At 66.5% G+C, this 18,079-nt stretch carries 15 protein-coding genes; 14 read left to right on the forward strand and 1 reads right to left on the reverse strand.

The genetic code is table 11. From position 1 onward, the window contains the following. Positions 1-124: 124 nt before the first annotated feature. The 4 genes from ABAZ39_RS25645 to ABAZ39_RS33430 all read left to right on the forward strand — a co-directional run bounded on the left by ABAZ39_RS25645 (position 125) and on the right by ABAZ39_RS33430 (position 7,830). A complete protein-coding gene (locus ABAZ39_RS25645) occupies positions 125-3,430 on the forward strand; it encodes a DEAD/DEAH box helicase (protein ID WP_160174860.1) in 3,306 nt (1,101 codons plus the stop codon). Positions 3,431-3,519: 89 nt separating this feature from the next. Continuing rightward, the gene (locus tag ABAZ39_RS25650) at positions 3,520-4,602 is read left to right on the forward strand and encodes a potassium channel family protein (protein WP_051658540.1); all 1,083 of its coding nucleotides are present in this window, start codon (positions 3,520-3,522) and stop codon (positions 4,600-4,602) included. Positions 4,603-5,255: 653 nt separating this feature from the next. Further along, positions 5,256-5,453 carry a type II toxin-antitoxin system ParD family antitoxin gene (locus ABAZ39_RS25655; RefSeq protein ID WP_040136844.1) on the forward strand — a complete coding sequence of 66 codons (198 nt, stop codon included), beginning with the start codon at positions 5,256-5,258 and terminating at the stop codon, positions 5,451-5,453. Between the two features lie 43 nt (positions 5,454-5,496). Then, positions 5,497-7,830: a PAS domain-containing protein gene (locus ABAZ39_RS33430; RefSeq protein WP_051658541.1), complete on the forward strand. Its 2,334-nt coding sequence runs from the start codon at positions 5,497-5,499 to the stop codon at positions 7,828-7,830. A gap of 349 nt (positions 7,831-8,179) precedes the next feature. On the opposite strand, the gene ABAZ39_RS25665 is transcribed toward ABAZ39_RS33430, so the two are convergent. Further along, the gene (locus ABAZ39_RS25665) at positions 8,180-8,479 is read right to left on the reverse strand and encodes a flagellar transcriptional regulator FlhD (RefSeq protein WP_040136846.1); all 300 of its coding nucleotides are present in this window, start codon (positions 8,477-8,479) and stop codon (positions 8,180-8,182) included. A gap of 346 nt (positions 8,480-8,825) precedes the next feature. On the opposite strand from ABAZ39_RS25665, the gene ABAZ39_RS25670 reads away from it, so the two are divergent. The 10 genes from ABAZ39_RS25670 (at position 8,826) to ABAZ39_RS25715 (ending at position 18,078) form a co-directional block, all read left to right on the forward strand. Beyond that, positions 8,826-9,257 (forward strand): hypothetical protein, encoded by a 432-nt coding sequence (locus ABAZ39_RS25670; RefSeq protein WP_144243632.1) that lies wholly within the window; start codon positions 8,826-8,828, stop codon positions 9,255-9,257. 386 nt (positions 9,258-9,643) lie between these two features. Further along, positions 9,644-9,859 carry a Flp family type IVb pilin gene (locus ABAZ39_RS25675; RefSeq protein ID WP_200476034.1) on the forward strand — a complete coding sequence of 72 codons (216 nt, stop codon included), beginning with the start codon at positions 9,644-9,646 and terminating at the stop codon, positions 9,857-9,859. A 113-nt stretch (positions 9,860-9,972) separates the two neighbouring features. Continuing rightward, positions 9,973-10,521: an A24 family peptidase gene (locus tag ABAZ39_RS33435; RefSeq protein WP_051658542.1), complete on the forward strand. Its 549-nt coding sequence runs from the start codon at positions 9,973-9,975 to the stop codon at positions 10,519-10,521. Between the two features lie 3 nt (positions 10,522-10,524). After that, positions 10,525-11,379, forward strand: a complete 855-nt coding sequence (gene cpaB / locus ABAZ39_RS25685) for a Flp pilus assembly protein CpaB (RefSeq protein WP_051658543.1) — start codon at positions 10,525-10,527, stop codon at positions 11,377-11,379. 29 nt (positions 11,380-11,408) lie between these two features. Beyond that, positions 11,409-12,857, forward strand: a complete 1,449-nt coding sequence (locus ABAZ39_RS25690; protein WP_040136852.1) for a type II and III secretion system protein family protein — start codon at positions 11,409-11,411, stop codon at positions 12,855-12,857. Between the two features lie 11 nt (positions 12,858-12,868). Continuing rightward, positions 12,869-13,534 (forward strand): CpaD family pilus assembly lipoprotein, encoded by a 666-nt coding sequence (locus tag ABAZ39_RS25695; RefSeq protein WP_040136854.1) that lies wholly within the window; start codon positions 12,869-12,871, stop codon positions 13,532-13,534. 10 nt (positions 13,535-13,544) lie between these two features. Continuing rightward, positions 13,545-14,744: a CpaE/TadZ family protein gene (locus ABAZ39_RS25700; protein WP_051658545.1), complete on the forward strand. Its 1,200-nt coding sequence runs from the start codon at positions 13,545-13,547 to the stop codon at positions 14,742-14,744. A 4-nt stretch (positions 14,745-14,748) separates the two neighbouring features. Beyond that, a complete protein-coding gene (locus ABAZ39_RS25705) occupies positions 14,749-16,125 on the forward strand; it encodes a TadA family conjugal transfer-associated ATPase (protein ID WP_051658546.1) in 1,377 nt (458 codons plus the stop codon). A 4-nt stretch (positions 16,126-16,129) separates the two neighbouring features. Continuing rightward, positions 16,130-17,119 carry a type II secretion system F family protein gene (locus ABAZ39_RS25710; protein ID WP_051658547.1) on the forward strand — a complete coding sequence of 330 codons (990 nt, stop codon included), beginning with the start codon at positions 16,130-16,132 and terminating at the stop codon, positions 17,117-17,119. Next, a complete protein-coding gene (locus tag ABAZ39_RS25715; protein ID WP_081863326.1) occupies positions 17,116-18,078 on the forward strand; it encodes a type II secretion system F family protein in 963 nt (320 codons plus the stop codon). Before ABAZ39_RS25710 ends, ABAZ39_RS25715 begins: the two co-directional genes overlap by 4 nt. Position 18,079 lies beyond the last annotated feature (1 nt).

Consider the following 18,079-nt stretch of genomic DNA (forward strand, 5'->3'; position numbering starts at 1 on the left):
ACGGACCGACCACAGGGACGCAGCGCGTACGGAGCGTCCAACGAATTTGTCCGCTCCGTTGGGAATGAATGGGCGTCCGGCTGTTAAGAGCCAACCGTTCCCGTTTCCCCTGACGCAATGTCCCATGCCTGATTCCGCGTCCTTGATGCAATTCGACCGCGCCGCATTCCGGTTGGACCGGTCAATGACCTGCGCCGCGCCGGCCGAAGGTGCCCTGGCAATTGAGCTTGCCAGATGCGCCGCCTGTTCACAGGCGGCGCCATTGGTCGTAACCCGCAGCGACACCCGGGCAATCCGGCTCGCCAGGGCGATCCGGGACGCCGCGCCGGACCTGGACGTCGTGCTTATTCCAGGTTGGGACGTCCCCCTTGGCGAGCGGGACCAGCCATCGCGCGCTGTGCTTGGGCAACGCGCCACCGCCATCGCCGCCTTGTCCCGACCGGCCAAAGGCACCGGGCGGTTGGTTCTGGCGACCGCCGAGGCGGCGCTGCAACGTCTTCCGCCCCCCGATGCCTGGCCCGACGTCGCGCTGTTCATCGCGACGGACACCCTCTATGACGAGGAAGCTTGGCGGAAGCGCCTGATTGCCGGCGGCTACATCCTCGACGAACGGATCGACGAACCGGGGGAGGCCGCATTCCGCGGTTCCGTCGTGGAGATCTTTCCAGGGGACGCCGACCGCCCCGTCCGCTGCGACATCATCGATGGCCGGGTCGCACGGATACGGACCTTCGATCCGGCAAGCCAGCGCTCGACGGGCGATTGCGACCGGATCACCGTTCATCCGGTGACCGAAATCCCGGCGGCACCGGAGATCGTCGCACGGTTGATCCAAGGGCTGGAGGGTCGCAGGGACCCGATGGCCGCAGGGCTCGCGGAGGAACTCGCCGCCGGACGACGCCCCTACGCCTTCGAGCGCCTACTGCCCCTGGCCTACGACCGCTTGCCGAGCGTGCTTGAGCTTCTTGCCGACAATCCGGTCGTCATGGACGAGGGGGTTGGAGACCGGCTGGAGGCGTGGTTCGACGAGTTGGAGGGCGCCGACGCGTCCGCCATGCACCTCGACCGCGACGCGTGGGAGACAGGGTTGCGGAAGCGCGCGGTACTGACCCTGGAGCCCGACGGGCAAGCCTCGTCCAGCGAGGCGCCGGCGGTGTCCGAACGCACCCTCCCCCGCCTCGCCGGAGAGCGGATTGCCGCGGGTGAATCCGTGATCATTGCCGCCGCGAACGCCGCCGACGCGGCCAGGATGGCGGAGCGGGTGGCGGCGGCGACCGGCCGGCCGGTGCCGGTGCTCGACCGGTGGCCGGTGGATGGGCTTCCCGTGACGCCGGCAGCCCTGGTGCTTCGGGTCGCGGCGGGCTTCACGTTCGACGGCGTGACGGTGCTCGCCCAACGCCCCCGCCCGGAAGGCGGAACCGGCCCGGCCGCCCCGCTGGCACCCGCCGACCTGTCGTGCGACGATCTTGCCGTCCATCTCGACTACGGGATCGGTGCGGTGCGCGGGCTCGAAACGGTTGAGACCGGAGGCCAGCCGGAAGACGTTCTGGTGATGGAGTATGCCCGCGAGAATCGGCTCCTGGTGCCGGCAGCCGACCTCGACCGCGTGTGGCGCTACGGCAGCAGCGACGCCCGGGTGGCGCTCGATGGGCTCAAGGGTGGAAATTGGATCGCCCGCCGTGCGGAGTTGGAGCGCGAGATCGGCCGAACCGCGAAAAGCCTTGTGCGCCAGGCCAAGCGCCGGGCTCGCACGAAAGCCCCCGTGATCGCACCGCCGGCCGGACCGATGCGGCGCATGGCCGCCCGCTTCCCCTACGAGGAGACCGCAGGCCAGCGGCGCGCCATCAGCGCCGTGATGGACGAACTCGCCAGCGGGCGCCCCATGGACCATCTGGTCTGCGCCGACGTCGGCTACGGCAAGACCGAAGTGGCGTTGCGCGCCGCGGCGGCGGTCGCCTTCACCGGCCGGCAGGTTGCCGTTCTTGCTCCGACCAGCGTGCTCGCCCGCCAGCACCTGGAGGTGTTCCGACGGCGGCTGGCCGGCTTGGGCCTGCGCATCGAGCCGTTGACCGGCGGCATGGCGGCGTCGGCCGCAAAAACCGTGCGCGAAGGCCTCGCCGACGGATCGGTGGCGATCGCGGTCGGCACCCATGCCCTCTTGTCGAAGACGGTGCGCTTCGCCGACTTGGCGTTGGTCGTGGTCGACGAGGAGCAGCGCTTCGGCACCGTGCAGAAGCGGGCATTGGCCCGGCTTTCGGCCGGCGTCCACTGTCTGGCGCTCAGCGCCACGCCGGTTCCGCGGACGCTGCAGGGGGCGCTGGCGGGACTGCGCGGAGTCAGCGTCATCGATACCCCTCCGGTGCGGCGGCGCCCGGTGCGCACGCGGGTCGCCCCCTATGACCCTTCGGTTCTCCGGTCCGCCTTGATGCGCGAAAAGGCGCGGGGCGGACAGAGCTTCTGCGTCGCCCCGCGGATCGCCGACCTGCCGGCGCTGGTGGCCGAGGTGCGCGCGCTCGTCCCCGGTCTGTCGATCGCCGTCGCTCACGGCCGTCTCCCCGTTGCCGAACTCAATCAGGTCATGGTCGATGTGGCGGAAGGAACGATCGACGTGCTGGTTTCAACCCCCATCATCGAGACCGGCATCGACATTCCCCGTGCCAACACCATCGTGATCCGCCGCCCCGACCTGTTCGGGCTCGGGCAGCTCCATCAGCTCCGCGGCCGGGTCGGGCGCGGGGGAGCGCAGGCCTACGCCTATCTGCTGACCGATCCGGACACTCCGCTCGGCGAGCGAACCGAGCGGCGGCTGGGCTCGCTTGAGGCGATCGAAAGCCTGGGCGGTGGCTTCGCCCTCAGTTTGCTCGATCTCGACCAGCGCGGGGCGGGCGACCTGCTGGGAACCGATCAGAGCGGCCATCTGCGCTTGGTCGGAACCGAGCTGTACCAGCATCTGCTGGCCCGCGCGCTGGCCGGCTCCGAGATGGACGAAGCCCCCGAACTGCGCCTGGGCGTGCCGCAGACCATTCCCGCCACTTACCTTCCGGAGGAGGACTTGCGCATCGGCCTGCACCGCCGCCTCTCGCGTCTGCGCGACGAAACGGCGGCCGAGCCGTTGCGCGAAGAGATCGAGGACCGCTTCGGGCCATTGCCGGAAGAGGTCGAGCTGTTGCTGGCAACCGCCGCGCTCCGCGCGCGCTGCCGACGGCTGGGCGTCGCCGCCTTGGCCGCCGGACCCTCTGGCGTTTCGCTGACCCTGAACGACACACCCTGCCGGGCCGTGCGCGAAGCGGCGCTGGAGCGTCTGTGGACCGGACAGGTGCGTCGGACAGACGACCGCCTCGTCTTTGCGCTGAGCGCCGAAGGACCGTTGGAGATCCTGAACAACGCGCGCACCGTGCTCGATCAGCTTCCGCCTGTCGGCACGGCCTGACCGGACAGTCGCTCCACATGGCCACATTGTGGAGCGACACGCGGCGATCCCCGTTATGATGGCCGGGAGTGTCATTCGATGGATGGCCCATGCCGAAGCTTGGCGAGCGGAATGACAACGAGATGTGGCGGATCAAATCTAAGCCCCGGCAAGGCCGGGTTCTTCATGTCCGCTCCGGAATGTCGGCGGAACAGACGCTCGCCCTTCGTGTCGGGCTTGTCATCGTCCTGATCGCCCTGGTCATTGCGGTGTTCTGGTTCGACCGCGATGGACTGAAGGACCAGATCGACGGCCATGTCAGCTTTCCTGACATCCTCTACTTCGCGATGATCACCGTCACCACCGTCGGTTACGGCGACATCGTTCCGGTCAGCCACACCGCGCGGCTGATTGATGCCTTCGCGGTCACGCCCATCCGCATCTTCATCTGGTTCATCTTCCTGGGCACCGCCTACGAATTCGTCGTGCAGCGGATCATCGAGGATTTCCGAATGAGCCGAATTCAGAAGCATCTGCAGGGGCATATCGTGCTGTGCGGCTTCGGGCACAGTGGCTTCATCGCCGCGCAGGAGACGGTCGCCAAGGGACATCCGTGCGAACGGATCGTCGTGATCGACCAATCGGAGGAACGCATCCGGCTGGCGGCCGAGGCGGGGTTCATCGGGTTGCTCGGCGACGCCACCAGCGAAGAGATACTGACCCGGGCCTGCGTGGGAAGCGCCAAGACGGTGATCGTCAGCTCGGGCCGGGACGACACCACCATTCTGGTGATCCTGACCGTCCGCCATCTGTCCGCCGGCACCAAAATCGTGGGCAACATCAAGCAGGAGGAGAACATCAAACTGGCCAAGCTGAGCGGCGCCGACTTGGTGGTGTCGCCGCCCAGGATCGGTGGCTATCTCATGGCCGATGCCGTGGAAACCAGCCATGCCACGCCATTCCTGTGCGACCTCATGTCGGTGGGTGGCCAAATGGTGCTGACGGAGCGCCCGGCGGCCCAGGACGAAATCGGCAAGACCATGGCAATGGCGACCGCCGGCGTGGTTGTGCAGATCCACAGCAATGGCCGCGCCATTCCCTTCACGGAGCGTCACCGCCATATCATCCAGCCCGGAGACCTGCTGCTTGTCATCAGTTCGGCGCACGGTGACGGCAAGGCGGAAGGCCAATGACCGCTCGTGGTTTTCGATGACAGGACCGCGTTGCCGAAGCCCTGTGCGAACTCGAAGCGTGCAGCCCAGTCCTCCAAATGGCGAACCGGAACTTGCTCATCACGACATCGGGCGGAAGCTGTCCCATTTTTTCACGAGCGACGGCCCCCACGTCCAAACCCACAACCGCTTTTCCGGCGTCACCAGCAGGCGGGGCACGTCCCGTAACCCCGGCGGCACGATATTTTGCGCCGCCGTAGGCCCACCCGGCCCCGTGAAGTGCCTTTAGCAAAAACCCGCATGTCCAGCGTTGCCGCGCCCATGGCGGCCTGATGGGCTGACCGTTTCACGACCGTCAAATAACCGGCAAGGTGGCGGTGCCATTCATGCCCCCTTCGCAGGCGGAGCGGCCAGGTCGTCAATCGAAAGTTTTCATTAAGCGCTTTATGGTTGTTTCATCCCGCTCAGCACTCGCAAATCAATGCCGTCGATCCAAGACAATCCGGCCCGGCCCACCGCCCGGATGCGGCCGCTGCATTGTGTTCTGCATTGCCACCGCACCACCTGCCGTTCAGAATCTATGACCGGAGGCAATCATGCCTTTCGGTCGACTTCCAGGCCCTGACCCGGTGTCGTACTCTGTGGCACCGCTTCCCTTCCGTTGCGATGGTCCCATGTCCAGGCGCATCAGCCAGAGCATCTCCCTCACCCCGGAACTCGACCGCTTCGTCCAGACTCTGGTGGCGTCCGGCCGTTACCAGACGGTCAGCGAGGTGGTGCGCGACGGGTTGCGCCTGCTTCAGGAGCGTGTTGCGCTGCCGCCGTCATCGCTTGCCCAGCCTCCTGCCCCAAGCGGCGGCCATGATCCCTGACGCCACCGGTTCGGAGCTGGATTGGCCCAGTGGAGGCGGGGCCATGGGAGCACTGATCCGTGCCCATGACTGGGCTGCGACGCCCCTCGGACCAAAGGCGAACTGGCCGCTGTCCTTGCGGGTTGTCGTCGACCTGATTCTCGCCTCCCCACTTGGCATGATTGTTCTCTGGGGACCCGACCTCATCCAGATCTACAACGATTGCTACGCCGAAATCACCGCCGGCAAGCATCCCCGCGCCCTCGGCCAACCCACCCGCGAGTGTTGGCCCGAGGTTTGGGACTTCAACGGGCCGATCTACGAGGCCGTGCTCCGCGGTGAATCCCGCGGGTTCGACGACCAGAAACTGATCCTTGAGCGCAACGGAGCCCCGGAGGAAACCTGGTTCGACCTCACCTACAGTCCGGTCCGCAACGATGCCGGAACCATCGCGGGCGTCCTGGTGACGGTGCATGAGGTGACCAGCCGCAAGCGGACCGAACTCGCCTTGCGCGACAGCGAGAGCCGCTTCCGCGCCCTGGTGGAGGCCTCCTCCTACGCCATCTACCGCATGAACGTCGACTGGACGGAACTGCGGCAGCTCGACGGGCATGGCTTCCTCACCGACACGACGGACGGCAACAAGGCGTGGCTCGAGGAGTACATCCATCCGGACGATCAACCCCAGCTTCTTGACGCCGTACGGGAAGCCATCCGGACCAAGAGCGCCTTCGATCTGGAGCATCGGGTCCGGCAGGCCGACGGATCACTGGGATGGACGCATTCGCGAGCGGTGCCGATCCTGGATGCGGATGGTGAGGTCTGCGAGTGGTTTGGCACCGCCAGCAACATCACCTCCCGCCGGAGAACCGACGAGGCCCTGCGCGAGAGCGAGGCGCGGTTTCGGCTGATGGCGGACGCCGTGCCGCAGATCGTCTGGATCACCGACGCCGAGGGACAGGTGGAATTCTTCAACCGCCAGTGGACCGACTATACGGGTGTCGCTTACGAACCCCGGACGGCACCAACCACGGTATCGGACGTCATCGCCAACTTCACCCATCCGGACGATGCGGCGCTGACAGCGGACCGCTTTCAAGAGGCGCAGCGGGCGGGCAGCCTCTTCCTCGTCGAGCATCGTCTCCGTTCGAAGACGGGGGAGTACCGTTGGTTCCTGGTCCGGGGTCTGCCTTATCGCGACCCACACAGCGGCGCGATCACCCGCTGGTTCGGCACCTCGACCGACATCCACGACCACAAGCACGCTGAAGCCCTGCTGCAGCAGGCACGCGACACGGCCGAGGCGGCGAGCCGGGAGAAGTCGAACTTTCTCGCTTCGGTCAGCCATGATCTGCGCCAGCCGGTGCAGGCTGCCAACCTGTTTCTCGAGCTTCTGCGGCGGCAACCACTCGACGCGAAGGCGCGCGAACTCCTGAAGCCGCTGTCGGACAGCATGACCAGCCTGACGGGCATGCTGAGCGGGCTGCTGGAGGTGGCGCGGCTCGACGCCGGCCTGCTCACGGCGCAGGAGCGGGTCTTCGACCTCGACGAGTTGCTGAAGCGTCTTTACGGCGAGTTCCAGGGACCGGCGCGCGAGGCGAAACTGTGGTTGCACATCCCACCGGCGGCCGGATCGGTCCGGTCCGACCCCCTGCTGGTGGAACTGGTGCTGCGCAACCTGATTTCCAACGCCGTCAAATACACCGAACAGGGCGGCGTCACGGTGGAGACGCGGGTCGAGAAGGACCGGCTGGCGATCGACGTGACCGATACCGGGCGGGGCATCGCCCCGGAAGAGATGGATCGTATCTTCGATCCCTACTACCAGATCGGAAACGCGACCCGTGAGCATGCGCGCGGCTTCGGCATCGGCCTCGCCACCGTGCAGCGGGTCGCCGATCTGCTGGCGGCCCGGGTGTCGGTCCGCTCCCAACCCGGTAAAGGGTCCACCTTCAGCCTGACGCTTCCGTTGGCAGAGGACGAAGCGCAGATGCCCGCTGCTGGAGGGGAGGCGCTCTGCGGGACGTTGCGGGGCCGGACGGCCCTGGTGGTGGACGATGAACCAATGGTGCTGAAAGCGTTGGAGGTCACACTGGGGAGCTGGGGCGTGTCCGTGCACACCGCCCGCACGCTGGCGCAGGCCCGGACCATGCTGAATGAGTTTGAGACTCCACCGGACATCCTGATCGCCGATCACTCCCTGGGTGCGGGAGAGACCGGCGTGGTCATCATCAGCGAAGCCCGCCGACGCGGCACGCCGGTCACGGTTCTGGTGACCGGCGACACCTCGGCTGAACGGCTGGCCGAGGCCGGGCGGACCGGCATTCGCATGCTGCACAAGCCAATCGATCCCGCCAGACTGGAGGCCTTGCTCGAAGAAGGGCTACGGGGAAGATAAGTGCGCTTTTTGTGAGCGGGCCGGTTCGGTCACGTCCACACCCCGGCACCCTACTCCAAAGCGTGCGGGAATTTCCGCTCAAATGTTTCCGGAAGCGGTCTGGGCAGGGCCGACCCAGACATGAAAAGCCCCTGAAATCTGTTTGCCCTCAAGGGCTTGAATTTGGTTGCGGGGGTGGGCAACCGCCTTAACCTGCTGTGGCAGGCGATGGATATAACAAGTATGATGGAGCATGACATCTAAACAGTAACGGATCGCCCGGGGGAGCGCCGCTGTCGACCTGGGCACCGCCCGGCAACATCGGCGCACCTTTCTCCAGAAAGGCGATCTGCCGCTCCAGGGGCCGCTGTCAGCGATCCGGTGTCGAAATCGAACGCAGAATCGCACCCGCACGCAGACGGTCCGCCCGGTCCACCGGGTTGCGCGAGGTGAGTTCCTGGAGCAGCGGCCGCGCCGAAATCATGGCCACCACGCCCGATGCGACGCTCTGCAACTCCCGAATCGAGGCATCGCATACGGCTTCGGCCGTCTTGGCGTCAATCCCGAACCGCATCGCCGCTTCGGCGACGTCGTTCTGCGCAACCCGTTGCAGAACCATGAGGTAATGAAGATTGAGTTCGTAGATGTCTTGCTGGAAATCGATTGCCATCGCCGCGCTCGCAATGTCCGCCTGTCTTGGGGAGTGGCAACATCTCTTAACGTGCCATCCCAAATCTTACAAGCCAGTCGCCCGAAAGTGCCGTCCAAATTGTCGCAGATAACCCGCTTCGCAAGATCCATCCCGCAATGGACGAATGTGTGAGTTCATTTCAATATAATTTGCCATTGTAATTACGTTTACCATCTAGTAACCATGGCGGGAGGGCCATGGGTTTTTAAGATATAGCCGCCTTACGCCGCTGTTCACGATCAGGCTGTCTTTACAGGGATATCAGTCTCCAATAAGCTGCCGGCCAATCTCTGTCGGGTTTCATCTCGGGTGGTCGGTGGTTTTCATGGCCCGTTCGTTTACTCCCTCCCGATTTCTTCCGGAACCGGTGGACGGTGCAGCCGTCATGTGCAGCGACTGCGGCGCGTGGGGTATCCGCCGGATCGACAGCGACGAGTTGATGGAACGGCTTCTGGCGGACTGGCCGGTGGCCGGCTCGGTCCTCGCCGGTTTGATGCCTCTGATGCCATCCCCCGAGCTGGGTGATCTCTGCCGTCAGCGAGCGCTCGCGGCCTATGCCGCGGTGCTTGAGGAGGAGGACTGGTATCGTCTTCTGGCTTTCATCGATGCCGTCGTCGATTGCACGACGGACCAGTTGAAGCCCACCGGACAAGTCGCGGCGGTCCCAGACCTGATGGCAAGAGTCCTGCCGGTCCGGGTGCAGTCGATGCTGAACGAGACCCGCGCCCGTAAGCGGAGCCTCTCTGCCGCGAACTGACGAGAGCCACCCGGCGGACAATGCCCTACCGGTGCGTCGCGGTGCCAGGGCGCGTATGGCTCGAGACCGTTTTCCGGAAATCGCGTGTTTAGGACATGGTAGCGCGCTGGGCAGCTGCGGCATGTGAATATGTCGCACCCTGGCATCCACCGTTAACGCAATTATTCGCATAATCCGCAATTTCGGGGTAACGGGCGGTGATCCCGGCATGATCGCCTTGTCATCTCGTTTCGAGCCTTCGGCCATAGGATGAGAATCCTTTCACGGAAATTTGCGCAATTGATCTGCATCAATTGTGATGCATTTTTCATGCAGTTGCGTGGCCGATGATATTTCGGTAACCAAATGGACATCGACCGCTGTATGCGGAGATCAAGTCATCGAAGATGTCCGAAACCTATACGGGGAATAAAGGCATGCGCACTCTCTTTGCATCTTTGATCGCGAACGAAGACGGCGTGACCGCGATCGAGTATGGCGTGCTGGCTGCACTGGTGGCTTTCGCCGCGACGGCGGGGTTCACTTCGCTCGGCAGCGCCATCAACCAGAAATTCGCGGACATTGCGACCAAGCTCACCGGAACGGCGATCGTCAGTCCGTAATGAGGTGAGATCGTCTCCCCGTTCAGACGGCTGCCGGGCGCTTCCGGTGTCTGGCAGCCGCTGTGCGGAAGATTTCGGCAAGGCTCGAAACTATCGGTTCGGAGCCAGCAGCGATGAAGACGCTTCTTTCCGGCGGCGCCACCATGTTGTTCATGGCGGCGGCCATCTCCGATTTCCGGACCCGAATCATTCCGAACTGGATACCGGCCTTTCTGGGCCTGCTGTTCGCCGCGGCGGCCATCGCCGATCCATCGGCGTACCCGCCCTTGTCGTCGGTGGCCGGCGCCGTCCTCGTCTTCGTTCCCCTGTTGATCCTCTTCGCGGGGGGGAAGATGGGCGGTGGCGACGTCAAGCTTCTGACGGCGGCGGCGCTGTGGTCCGGTTGGGAGCAGCTTCCCGCGCTGCTGCTCGTCACGGTGCTGGCGGGCGGCGTTCTGGCGATTGTGGCGTTGGCGCGCGTCGCGGCACGGCGAGCCGCCGATACCCTGGCCCTCTTCTTCCCCTGTTCGGCAACGGCCAAGGCCAGGCTGTGGCTGGAAACGCTGCTGCGAACCCGCAACGTCGATGCTCTTCCGTTCGGCGAGGCCGGCCTGCCTTACGGCATCGCCATCGCGGCGGGTGGCGTGTCCGTCCTGCACCCCTTCGGCTCCACCGGGATGTGACGCATGGCTCCGCGCACCATTCTCCTTTCCCTCGCCGCCCTTGCGCTGCTCGGCAGCGGGGCGATCCTGCTGGCCCTTCCCGGCACCCAGCCACCGCCTGCCGCGGCGGTACCCGCTCCGCCGGCGCTGGCGAAGCTGCGGGTCGCCGCGCACGACCTGGCGCCCGGCACCTTCATCCAGGACTCCGACGTGCGCTGGCAGGATTGGCCGCAAAGCGCCGTGCTGGAAGAGCATGTCCTGTTCGGCAGCGACAAGGACCCGAGCATCGGCGCCATGGTCCGCCACCGCATCACCGCCGGGGAGCCGGTGATGCGCTCCCGCCTGATCGCTCCCGGCGAGCGCGGCTTCCTGGCCGCCGTCTTGTCACCGGGCATGCGCGCGATCTCCGTCGCGGTAACCGAGGTGTCGGGTGCCGCCGGCCTGATCTCTCCCGGAGACTTGGTGGACCTGATCCTGACGCAGGCCCTGCCCAACGAACAGGACAATCCGGCCCGCCGGCTGGTCGGCGAAACGGTCCTGGAGAGGGTGCGCGTCATCGCCGTCGACCAGCGGGTCGAGGAGGCCGCCAAGGACCACAACAACTCCGGGAACGTTCGCAAGGTGGCCACCACCGTGACTCTGGAGGTCGGCGCCCGGCAGGCCGAAAAGGTCGCCGTCGCCGCGGAACTCGGTCACCTCACGCTCAGCCTGCACAGCATCGCCCCGGCAAGCGAGGCGGTCGCGCCGACGGCGACCGAGCCGGTCTGGGCGTCGGACGTGTCGGCCGCGCTCACCGGCCATAGCGGCGATCGCAAGACCAACGAACGCCCCCGCCTCGCCGTCATCCGTGGCACCGAACTCGTCCGGCAATCCTTCTGACGCCAACCCGCTGCCCCAGGAAACCCACCATGCCCCTGCCAGCTCCGTGCGAGCCGGTTCGCACGGCCAAACTCCTCCTCCTCCTTTGCCTGTCCGCTCTTGTGGGCGGCTTTCTCCTCGCTCCGCAGATCGCGGCGGCCCAGGGGAACACCGCGGAACGCGCGACGCACAGCACCATGGAACTGGCGGTCGGCAGCGGCACCCTGATCCGTCTTAGCGAACCCGCCACGAGCCTCTTCATCGCCAGCCCGGATATCGCCGACATCCAGTCGCCGACGGAGCGCAGCGTTTTCGTCGTCGCTAAGAAGGCCGGACGGACGACGCTCTACGCGCTGGGAGCCGAGGACAAACTGCTGGTGCAGCGCGACATCGTGGTGGTTCACAACACTGCACAGTTCACCGACCAGCTGCGGGCAGAATTCCCCGCCTACCGCGTCTCCCTCACCTCATCACCGGGCCGGCTGGTCGTCGGCGGCGCCGTCTCCACGCCGCAGGACGCCGAGGCGATCATGGCGCTGGCCAAGGGCTATGTCGGACAGGGCGAGACGGTAGTCAACCAGCTCAAGGTCACGGTTCCCACCCAGGTCCATCTGCGCGTCCGCGTTGCGGAGATGGCGCGCAACACGGACAACCAGTTCGGCATCCACTGGGATTCCCTGCTCAATCCGGGCGCCTTCGCCTTCCGCCTGATCACCGGGCGGGACTTCATGAAGTTCGACACCAACTACGGCCGGGACGTCTTCCAGCGGTCGGCGGAGAACGCGGGCTCCCTGGTCTCCAACTATTCCAGCAACCGCGTGAACCTGACGGCCGTCATCGACGCACTGGACGCCGAGGGCATGGTGACCATCCTGGCCGAGCCGAACCTCACCGCGGCGTCCGGCCAGACGGCGAGCTTCCTCGCCGGCGGCGAGTTCCCCATTCCGGTCGCCGAGGAGAACAACCGCGTTTCCGTCGTCTTCAAGCAGTTCGGCATCGGGCTCAACTTCACGCCGACGGTGCTGTCGCCCGAACGCATCAGCCTGACCGTCCGCCCGGAAGTCAGCGAGCTGTCGGAAGCCGGTGCCGTCACCATCGGCTCCATCCAGATTCCCGGACTTTCGGTGCGCCGGGTGGAGACCACGGTGGAACTGGGCAGCGGGGAAAGCTTCGCCATCGCCGGCCTGTTGCAGAACAACATCCGCGACGCGGTTACCAAATTTCCGCTGCTCGGCGATTTGCCGGTGCTCGGCCCGCTGTTCTCCTCCACCCGATTCCGCAAGAACGAGAGCGAACTGGTGGTGATCGTCACCCCCTATCTGGTCAATCCGGCGGGGCCCGGCGCGCTGCAAACCCCGCTCGACGGTCTGCGCCCGACCAGCGAACTGGAACGCCTGTTTGCCCGCCGCCTCGCCAAGGAAACCCCCGCCCCCGGATCGGATGGTCCGGTCGGTCCCGGCGGTGCCCGGCTGAACGGTGCCGCTGGCTTCATCTATTGAGGAGACGGGCCATGAATGACCATTTCCCGCAGCGCCCGCTTCGTCAAGCTGTCCTTCTGGCGCTGACGCTGCTGGCCGGCGCCTGCACACCGGTGGAAGCGTTGTGGACGCCGGCCGACACGCCCCGCGAAGTGACGGTTGAGCGTGCCGAGAGCACCGCCCGGTTGCCGGCCACCCGCAACCGGCTGGCTCCCGCCGACACGGCGCAACTGCGCAGGCTGATCGAGGAGCTGGGGGAGCCGCCGCGGACCCGCGTGACCATCGCGCTGCCCGCCGGCGCCGAGCAGCATCAGGCGGTTCCGGTGGTCCGCGCGCTTGCCGGCTTCGGTGTCGATCCCGCGAACATTACCGTCGCCCGACAGCCGGGCGGCGACGCCGGTCCGGTCCGCGGCATCGCCGTAATGGCGGAGCTCTACGCCGCCGTTCCGCCGCGTTGCCCGGACTGGCGCCGCACCGTGATGGACGACAACAGCTTCCGGCCGTCCAGCAACTTCGGCTGTGCCAACGCCAACAACCTCGCCGTCATGCTGGCCGATCCGGGCGACCTCGCGGCGCCACGCCGGATGGGGCCGGCCGACGGGGCGGCGCAGGAAGCTGCGGTCGACCGCTACAAAGCCAACAAGGTCACGCCGCTGAAAGCCTCCAGCACGGTGCTCACCGGCGCTTCACAGCAGTAGGAGGAGGCCGATGTCGATCTTCGCCCGCGCATCCGCCGAGACTGGCGCCTCCCGGAACCCGGAACTGGTCGCCTTCGTCACCGAGCCGGACACCGAACGGACCATTCGTGATCTGGTGGACGAGGAGGTGATGACCTTCACGGTCGTCCGCCGCGGCACGGTCCAGGACGCCATCGGCCATCTGCGCACGTCACCGTCGCCCAAGCTTCTGATCGTCGACATAAGCGCCTCCGCCATGCCGATGTCCGACATCGAGGCACTGGCCGATGTCTGCGAGCCGAGCGTGACCGTCATCGTGCTGGGCGAGAGCAACGACATCGGCCTGTTCCGCGACCTCATGAACGCGGGCGTGGCCGACTATGTCGCCAAGCCGATCACCACGGAGCTGTTGCGGCGAACCATCGCCATGCGGTCCGGCCCGGCCGCGGTGAAGCCGCGCAGCCGCACCGGCAAGGTGATCGCGGTCACCGGCGCGCGGGGCGGGGTGGGGGCCTCCACCCTTCTGGTCAACCTCGCTTGGCTGCTTTCCCACCGGTCCGGCCGCAAAGTGGCGCTGGTCGACCTCGATTTGCAGGCGAGCAGCCTGTCCCTGATGCTGGGCGCGGAGCCCGGCGGAGGGCTGTCCGAAGCGTTGCAGAACATCGACCGCGTCGACGACCTGTTCCTCGACCGCATCATGCAGCAGTGCAGCGACCGGCTGTTCCTGCTCACCGGGCATGAGGAGCTGGAGGACGAACCGTCGCTCGCCCCCTCCGCGATCCAGCGGATTGCCACCTTGCTGACGCAGCGCTTCCACTACGTCATGCTGGACGTGCCGCGGCGCTACGGCCCGCTCTATCAGCATTTCCTCAGCCTCGCCCATGTCCGCATCATCATCGCCGACCCCACGCTGCCTTCGGTGCGGGAGACGGTGCGCGTCCTGCGGATGACCGGACGCGACGATATCGGCAAACGCGCGCTGGTCATCCTGAACCACCGATGTCCGCCGGCCAAGGGCATCGTCTCGCGCGATGAATTCGAGAAGGCGATCGGCCGGCGCATCGACTACGAGATCCCCTTCGACCGCAAGGCGCTTGCCGCCGAGAATGGCGGTATTCCGCTGGCTACCGAGCATGGCGCGATCACCGACATGCTGCTCGACGTCTCCAACGACCTGTCGGGCAAGCGGTCGATGATCCCGAATTCCTTCAAGCGTATGTTCTGGAGTTGAGCCCATGTTCGGACGCAAGGTCGCCGAAGCCGTGCCGGATATCCTGTCCCATCAGCTGGTAGGGCTGATTCCGCCGGGTGCCCCTCCCTGTGCACCGGCGCGCATTTCCGGAAGCCGCGTCGCGGCGGAGGACTCCCGCAGCGCCGACGTCCTTCCGCGCATCCGTGAGCGCGTGCTGGAGAAATTGCAGAACCCGGTCGCCGGCATGGCCGGACGCGACTCCCTGCGCCGCGAGTTGACCGGATTGGTCGGCGATATCTGCTCCACGGAGCGCATCCCGATCAGTGCCATCGACCAGGATCGGGTGATCGACATGCTTCTCGACGACATGCTCGGCATCGGCCCCATCGAGCCGCTGCTTGCCGACGACGGCGTGACCGACATCCTGGTCAACGGCTGCAACCAGATCTATGTCGAACGCCGAGGCAAGCTGGAACTGACCGGCCTGCGGTTCCGCGACGACGCCCACGTCATCAACGTCGCTCAGCGCATCGCCAGTTCGGTGGGGCGGCGCGTGGACGAATCGAGCCCGATGGTCGATGCCCGGCTGCAGGACGGCAGCCGCGTCAACGTCATCCTGCCGCCGCTGGCGCTTGACGGTCCCAGCATCTCCATCCGGAAATTCAACCGCCGGCGCGTCGCCATCGCCGACATGGTGTTGCAAGGGAACCTGTCGGCCCCGCTCGGCCGCATGTTGGAGGTCGCTGCCGCTTGCCGGCTGAACGTGCTGGTCTCCGGCGGCACGGGCAGCGGCAAGACGACGCTGCTCAACGCGCTGTCCCGCGTCATCGATCCCGCCGAACGAATCGTCACTATTGAGGACGCGGCGGAGCTGCAACTCCAGCAGCCGCATGTCGTCCGCCTGGAGACCCGCCCGGCCAGCATCGAGGGCACCGGCGAGATCACGCAGCGCGACCTCGTCAAGAACGCGCTGCGCATGCGCCCCGACCGCATCATCATCGGCGAGGTGCGCGGCGGCGAGGCGTTCGACCTGCTCCAGGCGATGAACACCGGCCATGACGGGTCGATGTCGACGATCCACGCGAACCGTCCGCGCGACGCGCTCAGCCGTCTGGAAAGCATGGTGATGATGGCCAACGGCAACCTGCCGCTCCAGACGATCCGGGCCCAGATCGCCAGCGCGGTAAACCTGATTGTGCAGGTGGAGCGCATGCGCGACGGCGTGCGCCGCATCCAGCAGGTGGTGGAGGTGGTCGGCATGGAAGGCGACGTCATCACCACCCAGGAACTCTTCACTTTTGTGCAAGGCGGCGGCGAGGCGGTGACCGGCCGTTTCGAGACCAGCGGCGTGCGCCCGCAATTCAGCGTGCGCGCCGCCTATTACGGTCTGGAAGACACTCTGCTCGCCGCGATGAGGTGACGCCATGACCGGGTCCTCCCCCCTCTTCGCCATCGGACTGCTGTTGCTGGGCTCGGGCATGCTCGTCACGCTTCTGTTGCTGCGTGGCCTGTCCGGCGGCGGCGCGGCGGCGCGGCGGCAGCGGCGCTTGGCGGCGGCCATCGGCGATGTGCCGCAGATGTGGCGGGAGCGCCAGGCGCTGAGCGCGGCCCGAGAGGAATTGCGGACCGAGAAGATCGCGCCATGGTGGCGACGGGCCATTCCCTGGTCGGAGCGTCTTGAGTTCCGCATGGCACCGGCCGGCGGACAGCGGCCATTGCTTGGTGCGGCTGCGGTCGCGCTGGGCGTGGCGGTTGCCGGGTTCCTGCTGCTGACGCAGGTTTTCAATATCTCCGTTTTGGTCGCGTTGGCGCTGGCGGCGGCGGCGGCTCCGGTCGCCGGGCGGATGACCGTGCACAGCCTCGTCGCCCGACGCCGCCGGGAGTTCCTGGAAGGGCTGCCCGACGCCATCGACCTGATCGTGCGTAGCGTGCGCGCCGGCATTCCGGTGACCGCAGCGATGACGCTGGTCGGGCAGGAGGTGCAGGAACCGGTGCGTGGCGAGTTCAAGCGCCTGTCCGACTCCGTCGCCATCGGCATCGACCTGAAGGAGGCGCTGGACCGCACGGCAGAGCGCGTTCGCCTGCCCGACTTCGACTTCTTCGTCATCTGCCTGATGATCCAGAGGGAGACCGGCGGTCAACTGGCCGAGACACTGCAGAACCTCAGCGACATCCTGCGCCGCCGCAAGGATCTGCGGCGCAAGCAGCGGGCGCTGACCGCGGAGGGGCGGGTTTCCGCCAAGATCGTCGCCGCCATCCCGTTCGTCGCCGGCTTCGGGCTCTTTGTCCTGAATCCGAATTACGCGCGGAAGCTGATCGACGACCCGACCGGCAACCGGATGCTCCTCGCCGCCAGCGTTGCGCTCGGCCTTGGCCTGCTCGTCATCGCCCGCATGACCCGGAGTCCGGAATGACCGCTCCATCCGCATTGCAGTGTCTGGTCCTGTCCGGCGGGCTCGTCCTAACGGCGGTCCTGCTGGCGCTCGCCGCCGTCGTCGACCGCGAACGGGATCGCTTCCGCGCCCGTCTTCTCGGCGTCGTCCGGCAGGCATCGGAACAGAGGGCAACGAGCCGGAACAGTACGGCTGCGGCGGTGAAGCCGCTGCGCTTGTCCGGCATCGCACTGCTGCGGCGGGTCATGCTGCTGTCCGCCCGCCTGCCGTTGGTCAGGAAGAAGGACCAGGAGGACATCCGCCGGCTGCTCGTCCGCGCCGGCATCCGCGGGAAGGAAAGCGTGGCGCTCTTCGTCGCGGCGAAACTGCTCGGCTTCGGGGTGGGGGCGCTGCTCGCCGGGAGCGCGCAACTGGTCCTGCAAACAGAGATCGCACCGATGATGGCGCTGGCCGCGACGGTCTTCTCCGGCTTCGTCGGCGGGCTGGTGCCGGAGGCCGCGCTCCAGCGGCGGGGCCGGACAAGGCGCACCGCCATCGAAGCGGCGCTGCCCGATGCGCTGGACCTCCTCATCATCTGCGCCAACGCCGGTTATGGCCTGGACGTTTCGATCCAGCGGGTGGGGCGCGAAATCGCCCGCTTCTTCCCCGATCTGGCCGACGAGCTCGCGGTGACGGCGAACGAGATGCAATTGCTCTCCGACCGCCGCGAAGCGCTCGACAATCTGGTGGAGCGCACGAACGTGCCGGCGATCCGCAGCCTCGTGGTCACGCTGCTCCAGGCGCAACGCTATGGAACACCGTTGACCCAGGCGTTGCGCACGCTGGCCAGGGAAGAACGCAGCGCCCGAATCCTGGCGCTGGAGGAGCGGGCTGCACGCATTCCGGCGCTGATCAGCCTGCCGCTGATGGTCCTCATCATGCCGGCCGTCCTCATCGTCGTGGCTGGGCCGGCATTCATCGACATCATGAAGGGGCTCTGAC

This window comes from Azospirillum argentinense (assembly GCF_000632475.1).
Taxonomy (GTDB): domain Bacteria; phylum Pseudomonadota; class Alphaproteobacteria; order Azospirillales; family Azospirillaceae; genus Azospirillum; species Azospirillum baldaniorum.